Source organism: Nitritalea halalkaliphila LW7 (assembly GCF_000265075.1).
Taxonomy (GTDB): domain Bacteria; phylum Bacteroidota; class Bacteroidia; order Cytophagales; family Cyclobacteriaceae; genus Nitritalea; species Nitritalea halalkaliphila.
This window is the reverse complement of record NZ_AJYA01000002.1, coordinates 197,843-211,166: the sequence shown is the minus strand read 5'-3', so window position 1 is coordinate 211,166 and position 13,324 is coordinate 197,843. Positions and strand designations below refer to the sequence as shown.

General features: G+C 52.9%; 9 protein-coding genes and 2 pseudogenes. 9 read left to right on the top strand and 2 right to left on the bottom strand.

Annotated elements, in window-relative coordinates; all coding sequences use genetic code 11:
• Window positions 1-110: 110 nt before the first annotated feature.
• The 5 genes from A3SI_RS01555 (at window position 111) to A3SI_RS01535 (ending at window position 4,851) form a co-directional block, all read left to right on the top strand.
• A complete protein-coding gene (locus A3SI_RS01555) occupies window positions 111-995 on the top strand; it encodes a tyrosine-type recombinase/integrase (RefSeq protein WP_009053318.1) in 885 nt (294 codons plus the stop codon).
• 27 nt (window positions 996-1,022) lie between these two features.
• Window positions 1,023-1,328 (top strand): ribosome hibernation-promoting factor, HPF/YfiA family, encoded by a 306-nt coding sequence (gene hpf, locus A3SI_RS01550; RefSeq protein ID WP_040669742.1) that lies wholly within the window; start codon window positions 1,023-1,025, stop codon window positions 1,326-1,328.
• An 84-nt stretch (window positions 1,329-1,412) separates the two neighbouring features.
• Window positions 1,413-2,210, top strand: coding sequence for an ArnT family glycosyltransferase (locus A3SI_RS16930; RefSeq protein ID WP_050977312.1), 798 nt, complete (start codon window positions 1,413-1,415; stop codon window positions 2,208-2,210).
• Window positions 2,211-3,026: 816 nt separating this feature from the next.
• Window positions 3,027-3,980, top strand: coding sequence for a glycosyltransferase family 2 protein (locus A3SI_RS01540; RefSeq protein ID WP_009053316.1), 954 nt, complete (start codon window positions 3,027-3,029; stop codon window positions 3,978-3,980).
• Window positions 3,961-4,851, top strand: a complete 891-nt coding sequence (locus tag A3SI_RS01535; protein WP_009053315.1) for a lysylphosphatidylglycerol synthase transmembrane domain-containing protein — start codon at window positions 3,961-3,963, stop codon at window positions 4,849-4,851. The genes A3SI_RS01540 and A3SI_RS01535 overlap by 20 nt, the downstream gene beginning before the upstream one ends.
• 32 nt (window positions 4,852-4,883) lie before the next feature.
• Here A3SI_RS01535 and A3SI_RS01530 read toward each other — a convergent pair whose 3' ends face one another.
• Both A3SI_RS01530 and A3SI_RS01525 read right to left on the bottom strand, forming a co-directional pair.
• Window positions 4,884-6,230 (bottom strand): hypothetical protein, encoded by a 1,347-nt coding sequence (locus A3SI_RS01530; protein ID WP_009053314.1) that lies wholly within the window; start codon window positions 6,228-6,230, stop codon window positions 4,884-4,886.
• A 48-nt stretch (window positions 6,231-6,278) separates the two neighbouring features.
• On the bottom strand, window positions 6,279-7,445 hold the full coding sequence (locus A3SI_RS01525; protein WP_009053313.1) for an AIR synthase related protein: 1,167 nt from the start codon (window positions 7,443-7,445) through the stop codon (window positions 6,279-6,281).
• A 201-nt stretch (window positions 7,446-7,646) separates the two neighbouring features.
• Here A3SI_RS01525 and metK point away from each other — a divergent pair.
• The 4 genes and pseudogenes from metK to A3SI_RS21385 all read left to right on the top strand — a co-directional run bounded on the left by metK (window position 7,647) and on the right by A3SI_RS21385 (window position 13,201).
• Window positions 7,647-8,902, top strand: a pseudogene (gene metK, locus A3SI_RS01520) (methionine adenosyltransferase).
• Between the two features lie 153 nt (window positions 8,903-9,055).
• Window positions 9,056-12,388, top strand: coding sequence for a T9SS type B sorting domain-containing protein (locus tag A3SI_RS01510; protein WP_009053311.1), 3,333 nt, complete (start codon window positions 9,056-9,058; stop codon window positions 12,386-12,388).
• A pseudogene (locus A3SI_RS20000) lies at window positions 12,385-13,025 on the top strand (PorP/SprF family type IX secretion system membrane protein). Before A3SI_RS01510 ends, A3SI_RS20000 begins: the two are co-directional and overlap by 4 nt.
• Window positions 12,914-13,201: a type IX secretion system membrane protein PorP/SprF gene (locus A3SI_RS21385; RefSeq protein ID WP_262491747.1), complete on the top strand. Its 288-nt coding sequence runs from the start codon at window positions 12,914-12,916 to the stop codon at window positions 13,199-13,201. The pseudogene A3SI_RS20000 and the gene A3SI_RS21385 overlap by 112 nt, the downstream one beginning before the upstream one ends.
• Window positions 13,202-13,324: the final 123 nt, after the last annotated feature.

Sequence of the window (13,324 nt, the reverse complement as noted above, 5' to 3'; positions counted from 1 at the left end):
CCATCCGATCCTTTTTTTGCCAAAGGCAAGCCCCTGAAACCTGCCCTTAGCCCGCAATAGGATTTCTGCCCAAAACATACTACCTTAAGGAAAGATTTAACCCGTCAGGCATGGTTGACAGCTTCCTAAATCACCTCACTTACGAAAAACGCTACAGCACACACACCTGTACCGCTTATGCGACAGACCTGAAACAGCTGAGCCTATTCTTGGAAGAACATTATCCTGAGGTGTCCATCACGCACTGCAGCCACCGTGAGCTCCGTGCCTTCATCATCCACCTCGTGGATAGCGGCATCCAAGCCCGTAGTGTTAACAGAAAAATAGCCACGCTAAAATCCTTTTACCACTTCTGCTTACGGGAAAACCACATCAGCAGCGATCCCACCCTAAAACTTCAAAGCTTAAAAACAGCTCGAAAATTACCTGAATTTATTTCAGATGCAGGTATCGAAAGTCTGCTCCATGAACTCCCTTACCCGGATACTTTCGAAGGCAAGCGCGACTATGTCCTCCTCGCCACACTCTATTATACCGGCATTCGACTTTCAGAGCTGCTAGGCCTGCGCTGGGAGGCCATTTCCATACCTGAGCAGCAACTAAAAGTATTTGGCAAAAGAAAAAAAGAAAGAATTATACCAATTCCAAAGCCACTTTTAGGAAATTTAATTTCGTATAAAAAAGATTACGAGAAAACGTTTTCGAATATCAATAAGAGTGATTATTTTATCGTTAAGAATACAAGAGAACCACTATATCCCATGAAAGTTTACCGCATTGTTCGGCACTACCTCGACCACGTGGCACAAACCACGAAACGGAGTCCCCATGTGCTGCGGCATACTTTTGCGACCCATCTCCTCAACAAAGGGGCAGACCTAAACGCCGTAAAAGAACTACTCGGCCACAGCGGACTCGCTGCCACACAGGTTTACACCCATAATGCTATCGAAAAACTGAAGGCGGTGTTTGACCAAGCACATCCTAAAGCTTAATATACGTTTAACTTAAATTTGAATACTATGAAACTTCAAATGCATTCCATTCATTTCGATGCCGATCAAAAATTAATCGACTTCGTTCAGAAAAAAGCCGATAAGTTGGACACTTTCTATGATCGCATCATCGACGGTGAAGTTTTTATGAGACTCGATAAAAATGAAAACAATGAAAATAAACTAATTGAAATTAAATTGAATGTACCCGGGAAACAGCTCTTCGCGAAAAGCCAAGCAGACTCCTTCGAGGCCGCAGCTGACGATGCCATAGAAGGCCTCCGCCGTCAGATTAAAAAGTTCAAAGAGAAAGTAGTGCTCGCCAGACAGTAGGCTCCTCACAGCTATCACCCATTTTTTCTTTAAAAGCCTCCCGTCGGGAGGCTTTTTTTTCGACCTTTGGGAAAATATAAGCCCATGGACCAGAAAAGCTCTCCCTATTTTCGCCTCCTCCTACTTGCCATCATCGGCAGCGCCCTGCTGAAAATCGCCTTTTTCGCTTTTAGTGGACTATCTATCTTCACAGAAGAAGCCCAGTACTGGCTCTGGTCGAAGCACCTCGACTGGAACTACTACTCGAAGCCCCTACTCATCGCCGTATATAATGCCATCAGCAGCGCCCTGTTTGGAGATACCTGGTGGGCCATAAAAGCGAATGCCCTCTTCTTCCACGCCGCCACCCTCATCGTTTTCTACCGCCTGACCCTGCGCTTCCTAAACCCGAAGCAAGCGTTAATCGCCAGTCTTTTGCTGCTCTGCAGCCCCTTCCTCCATATCGCCTCCCTCTTTCATACGACGGACTCCTCCCTGTACTTTTTCTGGACACTCGGGCTCTATCTTTCCGTAAAAACGATCGAACAGCCCGCCCTTAAACACTGGATAGCCCTCGGAATTTGCCTACTACTCGGCATCCTATCAAAGAACATCATGGTGCTCCTCCTTCCCACATGGGCCCTTTTCATGACCCTGCAGAGCCCCTCCACCTGGAAAAAAGCAGGCCCCTACCTCATGCTGGGCATCAGCCTACTTTCCCTCATCCCCGTGCTGTACTGGAATCTCCAAAATGACTTCGTAACCTTCCGCCATGTCGGCACCCTCGGAGGAGTCGCAGGCACCAGCACCGGCCCCTCACTCCCTGCCCGGCTCGGCGAATACATCGGCGGACAGCTCGGATTCTTCTCCCCCTTCTACCTGCCTCTGCTATGCTCGTGCTAAAAGACCTTCGACACGAAACATCCCCCAGCCTCCGCTTCCTCCTCTACAGCAGCAGCATCACCTGGGTCCTCTTTCTTCTCATCGCTATCCAGAAACCCGTTTATGTAAACTGGCCTGCCTTCGCCTGGTTCCTATCCCCATTTTTATCCTTCGTAGTCTAGGGCGCAGAGCGCCAAAGTGGACGTCCTACACCTATGGAGCACTCACCCTTAACACCCTACTGCTCTATGCCCTGTTTTTGCTCCCGCTGCAGCAAAAAACCAATAGCCCCTGGCATCGCCTAGTCCCCCCAGCAAAGGACCCCTTTAAACGTTTGGCTGGCTATGAAAGCCTAGCGGTTGAGGTAGATCGGCTCATTTCTGAAAATGCGGATAAACCCTACTTCGTCTTTAGTGATGACTACCATACCGCATCCTCCATGGCGTTTTATCTGCGCCAGCAACCTCAAACCTACGTCATCAATATGGGCAGAAGGATGAACCAGTTCGACCTGTGGCCAGGAATAAAACGGTTTGAAGGACAGCAAATTATCGGCATTTACCTTACACGGTCGGCAGAAATTCAGCCTGCCGTCGTCGAAGGATTTGAACAGACGCTCCACCTCAGCTCCTTCCCCATCCACTACCGAGGCGAAACCCTGCACAGCTTCCAAATCGGGGTATTCGAAAACCTGATTCACATCCAAGAAGTGGACATCAAAACCTATTAAAAGTAGCTGCTCCAAGCACTTCTCAAGCCTCGGCAGCATAGCCAAGAATTAATTGCTATATTTGCGCTCCATACCTCCACGTCCCATTGTGTGAAAATATTGTTGCTATGAAAAGCCCCACCCTGTCGGTTGTCATCACCGTATATAACGAAGAAGATAATATCCAGCCACTATTAGCCCAAACTTACGCGGCTCTGGAGGGGATCGACTACGAAGTTATTTTAGTGGAAGACGGCGCTACGGACCGTACCGTGGAAGAAGTAAAAAAGTACGCAAACAGCCGGACACGCCTACTTATTTTTAATAAAAACTACGGACAGACCACCGCGCTAGCTGCCGGAATCGATGCTGCTACCGGAGCCTACATCGCTACCATGGATGGAGACCTCCAAAACGACCCCTCCGACATCCCAGGCATGCTCAAAAAAGCCATGGAAGAGGACTGGGACGTAGTAGCCGGCCGCCGTGCTAACCGCCAAGATGGCTTTGTTCTACGCAAAATTCCCAGTAAAATCGCCAACTGGATCATCCGAAATACCACGAAAGTGTACCTGAATGATTACGGCTGCACACTGCGCGTCTATCGCGCTCATATCGCCCAAAATATGGGCCTATACGGTGAGCTCCACCGCTTTATCCCCGTTTTAGCCAAACAAGAGGGCGCACGTATGACCGAAGTCGATGTGAAACACCACCCTCGTATCCATGGCACCTCCAAATATGGGCTCAGCCGCACCTTTAAGGTGATGGCAGACCTCATCCTGATGCTCTTCTTCCAAAAGTACTTCCTGCGCCCCATCCACATCTTCGGTTCCTTCGGCTTGCTGGCTCTCTTTATCGGAGTTTTGATTAACATATATATGCTGGCTCTGAAGATCGCAGGCGAAGACATCTGGGGCAGACCCATGCTCCTACTCGGCTTTATCCTCTTTATCGGTGGCATACAGCTCATAACCACAGGACTCATCGCCGAAGTCATCATCCGTACCTACTTCGAATCGCAGGATAAGAAAACCTACCGCATAAAAGCCGTCTACCAGGGTGAACACGAAAGCGTTTAAACTTGCCCTCAAGCTAGCCCTCACCGCCCTAGCGCTCTACCTGGTCTTCCGCAAGATCGACACCGCAGCGCTAGGGGACCTTTTGCGCCAGCTGCACCCTGGCTATGTCCTCGTGGCCTGGCTCCTGTTTATCTGCAGCAAGGTCCTCACTGCCTTTCGCCTGCATGATTATTACCGCGCCCTCCAGATTCCTATAAATCGTGCCGACAACCTCCGCTTGTACGCCATCGGCATGTTCTATAACCTCTTCCTGCCAGGGGGTATCGGAGGAGATGGCTATAAAGTGTACCTCCTTAAAAAATCCGGACAGACCAGCTTGCGCGCCCTCCTCCAAGCCACCCTACTGGATCGGCTCGGAGGATTAGTGGCCATCTTCGGCCTGCTCTTCCTGCTTGGCTTCGGCCTACTCGAACCGCTGAGCCGCCTTTTGCCCCCAGCCCCCTACGTGCTCGGCGCCGGAGCCCTTCTGCTACTGCCCCTTTGGTATGGCGCCCATCGGCTGTTTTTCACGCCCTTCATCGGCAGCTTTTGGTCCGCAAATGCCTATTCCTTCGGTGGGCAAATCGCTCAGCTCGGCACCGTCTACGCCCTGCTCCTTGCCCTCGGCATCCCGGACGGCCACTTGCCCTATCAGTTCGTCTTTCTGCTCTCTTCTATGGTCGCCGTTTTACCCCTGACCATCGGCGGAGTAGGCGCCCGCGAACTGGTCTTCATCTACAGCCCTGACTACCTGGCCATCGAAGCTCCCGTAGCAGTGGCTTTTTCCTTACTTTTCTTCCTATTATCCGCGCTCACCTCTTTAAGTGGTGCCTTTTTAGACGTCCCAGAGGGACAAAGGGCACGCCCTGCCTCTTCTTCAGACTCAGATTAGGGATACAGCGCCCCCTAAAGCTAAAAATCCCGCTACTCTAACAGTGCCATGCGCTCAATCAGGGCGCGCATGACCGCATCCAAATAAGCCGCCTGATCTGGCCCGAACCAAGACATGTCCCGCGCCTCATACACGGGAAGGTCATACCAGGCATCCACCGTCACATAACCCGTATAGCCTCCATTAAAGCAGGAGAGCGTCAGCAGCAATCCCCGCTCCTCTGCATAGCGCTCCCAAGCCGGCATCAGCATGCCAGACACCTCCGCCGGAAGGCTCACATGCAGCCAGTCTCCCTTTCGGAAAGCCTGCACCCGTGCGCCCACATCACCGAAAAGCCAGCGAAACACCCAAGGACGCAGACTGACATGCCGATGAATCCGATACTGTGGCGCCCGCAGGGGCAGCGGAAAATCCAAAACCCGCAGCGCTTCCGATTCTATCTCCTGCACCGGCAGCTCGGCCACCGCCTGACTGAGCGCACGCGCATAGCCCTCCATAGCCTCCCGACTGCGCTCGCCCACGCCAGCTCCATGACTACCCACCGGCCCCGCTAAAAAAATCGCCTGCCTACCCGTTCTTTGTGCCGCTAAATCCTGCAGCAGCAGCGCTGGATAATCCCCCGAAAGCCCCATATACTTCGCCGGCAAAAGCGTCGGATGCGCCTGAAAAAAAAGCAAATCGAGCGTATCCGCCTCCTGCCGCAGCTGCACCTGCCGCAGCATAGGATCTACCTCCGCCTCCGGAAAAACTCGGTTGACGACAAAGTCCGGCAGCGCCTTTTGGCCGTAGGCCAAGGTATAAGGTGCTAACTGCTCCCGTAACTGCCGATACAGCTGCTGGCTTTGCGCCTGTAAAAAAGCAACGAAAGCAGGATCATAGCCTCCAAATGCAAAGCGGCCAGCAAGCCCAGGCACCGTACCCCCTGCCCCACTGTGCGTATGAGTGGCAGAGAAAAAAAGCATCAAATCCGGATGATCTACACGCACCTGCTCAGCCACTTTTTCTGCTAGGTGTGGGTGGACGAGCATAAGCTCAAAGTTCAGCCAAAGCACCTCTTGGCTACCCTCTCGAAAAAGTAGCCCCCTGAGGTAGGTGGAGTCGGCGACGAAGGTGTAAGGCCCCCGGGGACGGTAGCCCAGCAGCGCGACTGGCTCCTCCGAAGTCATGGAAATTTGGCCCCAGGCCGCCTCTAAACCTTCTCCCCCACTATAAATGGCACTTTCTGCCACCAGACGTAAGGCCTCCCTGTAAAAGTCCGTTTCCTCTAGGGGCTGCCGGTCCACAGGGCTAAGCAGGGCCATAAACAGTAGCATCATAAAGCCCAACATATAGCTCAGACCTCGCAGCAGACGGTGTAAAAAAGAGCGACGTTTTTTCATGCCTAAAAAAAGGCCCTAAGGCCTTTGTAGTGTTAAAATAGCGTGCGTTTAGAAATAGTGATAGGTGCCATGCTCGCCTTTCACCGTCACCTGCTTGACTGGTGCCGCCTCCACGCGGCCGATCACCTGCGCCTCGATCCCGAAGGACTGGCTGATACGAATGATTTCTCCGGCGATTTCTTCTGGGACATACAATTCGAGGCGATGCCCCATGTTAAAGACTTTGTACATCTCCTGCCAGTCCGTCCCGCTTTCCTCTTGAATAATCTTAAAAAGAGGCGGTGTGGGGAAAAGATGGTCCTTAATGACGTGCAGGCCTTCGATAAAGTGCAGCACCTTCGTCTGAGCACCACCGCTACAGTGGACGATGCCCTGAATCTGGCTTCGGAACTGCTTGAGTACCTCCACCATGACCGGCGCGTAGGTACGTGTAGGAGAAAGAACCAGCTGGCCCACATCTACGCCAAGCTCCTCCAGTGGATCTGTCAGACGGAAGGAGCCGGTGTACACCAGGTCTTCGGAGACGCTCGGATCGAAACTTTCGGGGTATTTAGCCGCTAGGCCGTGATGAAAAACATCATGACGTGCAGAGGTAAGCCCATTACTGCCCATGCCGCCATTATACTGTGTTTCATAGTCTGCCTGCCCATAGGAGGCGAGTCCTACGATCACGCTTCCTGCTGCGATACGATCATTACTGATCACATCGGCGCGCTTCATCCGGCAGGTCACGGTGCTGTCCACGATAACGGTGCGCACCAGATCGCCCACATCAGCAGTCTCTCCGCCTGTAAGCAAAACCTGCACCCCATGTGCACGCAGCATTTGGAGGACTTCCTCCGTGCCCTGAATCAGAGCTTCGATCACCTCTCCGGGAATCAGGTGCTTGTTGCGCCCGATGGTGGAGGAAACCAAAATATTATCTACAGCGCCCACACAGAGCAGGTCGTCGATATTCATGATGATGGCATCCTGGGCGATGCCCTTCCAGACGCTCAGGTCGCCTGTTTCTTTCCAGTAGAGATAAGCTAGGCTGGATTTCGTGCCCGCGCCGTCGGCATGCATGATGTTACAGTAGTCGGGATCACCACCGAGGACATCGGGGACGATTTTACAAAAGGCCTTTGGAAAAAGTCCTTTATCCAAGCCTGAAATGGCCCGATGCACATCTTCTTTGGCAGCCGAGACACCGCGCTGCATATACCTCTCGTTCATAAGCTAAGCATTAATCCTTACAAAGGTACACATTTCTGGCAGAGGCAGCCTAAGCGACAGGATGAAATCTCCCGCCGAATTCAGAAAAGGGGGCGACCGTTCAGGGAGTATTTCGGGAGGGAAACTGCTTATGTTAAGAAGTTTTCCTAAATTTACGGCCTGTAAGGAACAGCCTTAGTATTTACGTGTAAAACGAACCCTATGCCATACTTATTTACTTCGGAGTCCGTCTCCGAAGGACATCCTGATAAAATCGCTGACCAAATTTCCGACGCCCTGATCGACCATTTCCTGGCTTTTGACCCGAAATCAAAGGTGGCCTGTGAAACCCTGGTGACGACAGGTCAGGTGGTTTTAGCCGGTGAGGTGAAATCAGATACGTATTTAGATGTGCAGCAAATCGCCCGTAACGTCATTAACCGCATCGGTTATACGAAAGGGGAATACATGTTCGACGGAAACTCCTGCGGGGTGCTTTCCGCTATCCATGAGCAGTCTCCTGACATCAACCAAGGAGTAGACCGCGATAACCCGGAAGAGCAGGGTGCGGGAGACCAGGGGATGATGTTCGGCTACGCCACACGGGAGACGGATAACTACATGCCGCTGGCACTCGATCTGTCGCATAAAATTTTAAAGGAGCTCGCTGCCATGCGTCGTGAAAATGATGCCATTCAGTACCTGCGCCCAGATTCGAAGGCTCAGGTGACGATCGAATACAGCGACGATAATGTCCCACAGCGCATCGACACCATCGTCATCTCGACGCAGCATGACGATTTCGCGGATGAGCCGACCATGCTTGCCAAAATCAAGAAGGACATGATCGAGCTCCTTATTCCACGAGTAGTCGCACAGCTGAAACCTGAAAATCAAAAGTTGTTTACAGATAAAATCACCTATCATATTAACCCTACGGGCAAATTTGTGATCGGTGGTCCGCATGGCGACACTGGACTGACGGGCAGAAAAATTATCGTAGACACCTACGGTGGAAAGGGCGCCCATGGAGGCGGAGCCTTCTCCGGAAAAGACCCATCTAAAGTGGATCGCTCTGCTGCTTATGCCACACGCCACATCGCAAAAAACGCCGTGGCCGCCGGTGTAGCCGATGAGATGCTGGTGCAAGTTTCCTATGCGATCGGTGTAGCGAAGCCGATGGGGATTTACGTGAACACCTATGGCACCGCCAAAGTGGGGCTTAGCGATGGGGAAATCGCGCAGAAAATCAGCGAAATTTTCGACATGCGCCCCTATGCTATCGAAAATAGGTTGAACCTACGCAATCCTATCTATGAGGAAACCGCTGCCTATGGACACATGGGCGTGAGCCGGAAATCGTGACGAAAACCTTCCGCACGCCAGATCAGAAGGAGTTGACCCTCGAAGTAGAACTCTTCCCATGGGAGAAATTAAACTACGTGGATACACTACGAAAAGCTTTTGGAATAGCATAAAATTAAGGCGGCTCGGGATGAGCCGCTTTTTTTTATCCTTACTTTTGTGTACATTTTGTGTTTATCGGATTTTTTAGACGCTTCGTCGAATAGCTGGGCCCATGCTGACAAGAATCCGCTTTCTTACGCACCCTATCTATCATTACCCAAACTATGAACCGCCAGCTTTTTTCTTTTTTTCTTTTCAGCTGCCTGAGCCTTTGGCTGTGCTGCGGGTCTTCCATAACCCAGCAGGCACAAGCACAGACTGCCTTAGAAACGCTCGAATTACCGAATGGACGTTTTCTGCTGAATCGCTATACGCGTGTGACATCAGACATCCGCCCGGGGGACAATCAGCTGCGTGTAGCGAATCTGGCCGACCTAAATCGCGATAACGTTTCTTATCTTCCCCCAAACATCCAAACACCCGCAGGGACCTTTGCCAGCAATGCGCTCGCACCTGGGGACCTCATTATGCTCTACCAAGCACAAGGGGCGGAAATCGATACGGTAGAACAAATCCAGCAGTTCGGGCGTGTCACCCAGTTGAATGGGGCCGGAAATTATGAATTTGTCGTCGTATCAGACGTTCAGGGAAACCTCGTTCTTCTCACTTGTGGCGTGGAAAAAACCTATGTCGCGAATGCAAATGTCCAAGCCATCCGCGTGCCTCGCTTCCGTAATTTGCGCGTCAGCGCGGGAGCAGAAATCGTGTCCATCCCCTGGGGAGCAGAGGTGTTCGCTCCAGGCAGTAGTCCCGAGTCCATGGCTCGCCGTCGGGGAGGCGTTATCGCTGTGGAAGCCGATAATATGGAGATCGAAGGCGAGGTAAATGCTGTCGGAGCAGGGTTCCGTGGTGGTATCGTGAATAACCTCACCTCAGCCGCAGACAGTAGCTTCTGGACAGCCTTAAAATCCCGAAACGCCGCACGGGGCGCCATGAAAGGGGAAAGTGTGGCAGGCTGGGGAGAGCGGTATAATACCCTTTTCGGAGGGCAGTTTGGACGTGGCGCTATCGCTAATGGCGGAGGGGGCGGAAATGCCCATAATGCCGGGGGTGGAGGAGGCTCAAATGGCGGAAACCCGGACAACTGGTTTCGTGGCGCTGGCGTCATGAATGATTTTGGTAGCTGCGGCAGCCCAGGTGCATGGGCACTAGACCCTAATTTTATCGCTAATGGCAATCGCCTGACCAATTCCTCCGGAGGGGGACATGGCGGGTATTCCTTTACAAACATCAACTTAGACGCTTGCACGAATGGACCCTCCTACCCCGCGAATTTTATCGCCCCAGGAGTGCCTGCACAAGATGTCTTTTCAAACTGGAATCGCGCCAAACGGGATGCCGTCGGCGGATTAGGAGGCCGACCCCTGCTGCTGACAAATCCTGAAAATACCGCCTATTTTGGAGGTGGTGGTGGTGCCGGAGAAGGCAATAACAGCGCCGCCGGGGATGGGGGCGCAGGTGGGGGCTTTATCCTCCTGATGGCCAAGCAAATCACCGGAACAGGCCGCATCACCGCAGACGGCGGAGCGGGTGGTAATACCCGTAACTTACACCTCGATGCCGCTGGAGGTGGCGGTGGAGGAGGGACCATCGTAGCGCAAGCGGACCGACTAGGAAGCGGTTTGCGCCTCAGCGCAAATGGCGGACGAGGAGGCGATCAACTCATCCTTCTGGTAGAGTCAGAAGGTCCTGGCGGTGGAGGAGGGGGTGGACGCATCCTCCTGAATGTGCGGGAAGATAACGCGAACAAAACCGTAAATGGGGGCCGAAATGGGGTCACCAGCTCTGTAGCTTTGGTAGAATTCCCTGCCAATGGCGCCACCAGCGGGAACAGCGGCAGCTTCGGTACCTTTACCCGAACCATCGGCCTGTCCGACTGCGCAGACTTGGCCATAGCCAAAATCCTAGAGCAGCCTAACCAGCTTCTTGCCGTTAATGATACGGTGGCTTTTCAGGTCATCCTGACCAATTTAGGGTTGAAAACAGCCAGTGCCATAGAGGTGCGTGAAAATCCAGGTTCAGGCCTCGCTCTGTTAAGTGCTGTGCCAGAGCGTGGTAGCTACACAGCTCCGATCTGGACGCTAGACAGCTTGGCCGTGGGCGATACAGTTCGCATGCGCGTCACTGCCCGCATCCTTAGCACGGGGAACTACCTGAATGAAGTACAGGTGAGTGCTGCTACGAATGATCCCGACCCTACGAATAACGTGGCCTCGGTCTTGCCCGCGCTCGCGAATGCCCTAATCGCCACAGATGACGACTACCGAAATTTCCCTGCCTCTAGCGGAGGGGGGAGGGTGCTTCCCTTTAGTATTTTAGATAATGATCGCGTAAACGGAGTCGTCGCCTCCCCCGATAATGTTAGCTTCCGTCTGCTGAATCCGCCCGCCTTTATCCGTCTAAATGCCGCAGGAGTACCCGAAATACTGCCCGGAGCACCTCCTGGCTCCTACACGGTTGGCTACGAAATCTGTGAACGCGCGAATCCAGCAAATTGCCGTACGGCACAAATCCTTTTTACTGTCATCAGTAACATCATCGAAGCCCAAGACGTCGATTTCGGTACCTTTCCGCTGAATCACGAAGGTTTTATCGGCATTGCTACCGCAAATGACCTCTTAAACGGCAATCCACTTCGGGCCAGTGAATTTACCTTCACCCTGCTAGACGCAGGCGGACTCATCGGCATCAGCCAGTCCCCTGACGGCGAGCTTTTTCTGCTCCCCGGATTAAACCCAGCAGGGACCTACCTGCTTAGCTACCGCATCTGTGAAACGAACGACCCCGGAAACTGTGACGAAGCTACGATCCTGCTGCGCCTAGAGGATCCACCGATCGATGTGTCGATCGTAAAAGTGAGTGAACAAGCTGATGCTTGGCAGGGAGAAACCCTCGTGTACCGCATCACCGCCAGTAACCTCAGCCCTGTCATAGGCACACAGGTCCGCATCGAAGACATCCTGCCGAGCTCCTTACGCTTCATCGCTCAGGAAATTTCTGAAAATGAAGGCGACCTCGACGTGCGCTTTGAGCAGGAGGACGAGCGTGTGCTTAGCTGGACGATCGACGAATTCCCCGCCTTCAGCACCATCAGCATCCGCCTGACCGTGGAAGTGCGGCGTGCAGCCGATAACCGCCCTTTTATACTTCAAAATACAGCCTCCATTTCCGTGGAACAAGAAGAAACCAATGTCGCCAATAACAGCTCCAGCTCTGCCGTCATCGCAGATATCTTCTTTATCCCGGATATCATTATCCCGAATAACTCTGGACGAAACGATACCTGGCGCATCCGCGGACTGGCGCGCTTCCCCGTAAATCGCGTGGTCATCTTGAATCGATGGGGCGACCATGTTTTCGAGATGAATAATTATAACAACTCCTGGAATGCCCCTGGCCTCGTCTCCGGCACCTACTACTACATCCTCACCGTCACCACAGAAACAGGTGAGGAACGCAATTTTAAAGGTTGGATCCAAGTAAACCAAGCACCATGAAGCAGCCCCTAAGCCTTTTCGCCCTCCTCCTGCCCCTGCTGCTCCTGCTGGCCTACCCGACTGCAGCCCAGCAGTTGCCGCAGTTCAGCCAGTACCTCTTTAACCCGATCCATGTAAACCCCGCTTATGCCGGCTACAAGGCAGAAGCTACGCCCAAGCTACCTTCCGCGATCAGTGGAGCGCATTTCCTGGCGCACCCCGAACCTTCTCCTTCAGCGCTGATGTGAGCGCGAACGAAGCCCGTATGGGCATGGGCATCGCCGCCTTTCACGATGAAATCGGCCCCACCGCGAATAGCCAGTTGACCGCTACTTACGCCTACCGCATCCAAGTGGGAGAAAAACAGTTTCTATCCGCAGGGCTGAGCGCAGGCGTGGGCTCCTATCAGCTGCGCGCCGCTTTTAATGCCTTCGACCCCGACGATCCCGATGTCCCCGGACAGGACATGCAGGCCTTCACCCCGCTGATGCACCTGGCTTATTCTACCATAGCGAATATTTCTTCGGGGGAATTAGCGCCTATAATTTGCTGGCGCAAAGTACCCTGCAGCGGCAAGAATTCCAACTTGCCCTCGCCGATCCACACTTTTTCCTGCTCCTCGGCGGCCTTATCCCCTTACACCCCGATGTGCAGCTGAAGCCCTCTATCCTAGTCCGAGAAGTGCAGGGCGCACCCCTTCACTATGATCTAAATGCCCTTTTCCTCCTAAAATCTCGTCTGTGGGTGGGGGGCTCCTACCGGAGCAATGTCCGCGCAGGAAAAGAAAACCTAGCCCCGACGCTGAACCGACGTAATGCCGTAGCAGCATCGTAGAAGTTTTTATAAGCGATGGACTTCGACTAGGGTATGCCTATGACCACAACCTGAATGCCCTCAGCGACCTGCGCTTTAATTCCCATGAGGTGTCCCTAGGCATTTACCTCTCTCCTAAAACCA

Excerpts from the sequence above, each read along its gene's own strand:
- A3SI_RS01540 (WP_009053316.1), top strand. The coding sequence starts at position 3,027 with ATGAAAAGCCCCACCCTGTCGGTTGTCATCACCGTATATAACGAAGAA.
- A3SI_RS01510 (WP_009053311.1), top strand. The coding sequence starts at position 9,056 with ATGAACCGCCAGCTTTTTTCTTTTTTTCTTTTCAGCTGCCTGAGCCTT.
- A3SI_RS16930 (WP_050977312.1), top strand. The coding sequence starts at position 1,413 with ATGGACCAGAAAAGCTCTCCCTATTTTCGCCTCCTCCTACTTGCCATC.
- A3SI_RS01530 (WP_009053314.1), bottom strand. The coding sequence starts at position 6,230 with ATGAAAAAACGTCGCTCTTTTTTACACCGTCTGCTGCGAGGTCTGAGC.
- hpf (WP_040669742.1), top strand. The coding sequence starts at position 1,023 with ATGAAACTTCAAATGCATTCCATTCATTTCGATGCCGATCAAAAATTA.
- A3SI_RS01555 (WP_009053318.1), top strand. The coding sequence starts at position 111 with ATGGTTGACAGCTTCCTAAATCACCTCACTTACGAAAAACGCTACAGC.
- A3SI_RS01525 (WP_009053313.1), bottom strand. The coding sequence starts at position 7,445 with ATGAACGAGAGGTATATGCAGCGCGGTGTCTCGGCTGCCAAAGAAGAT.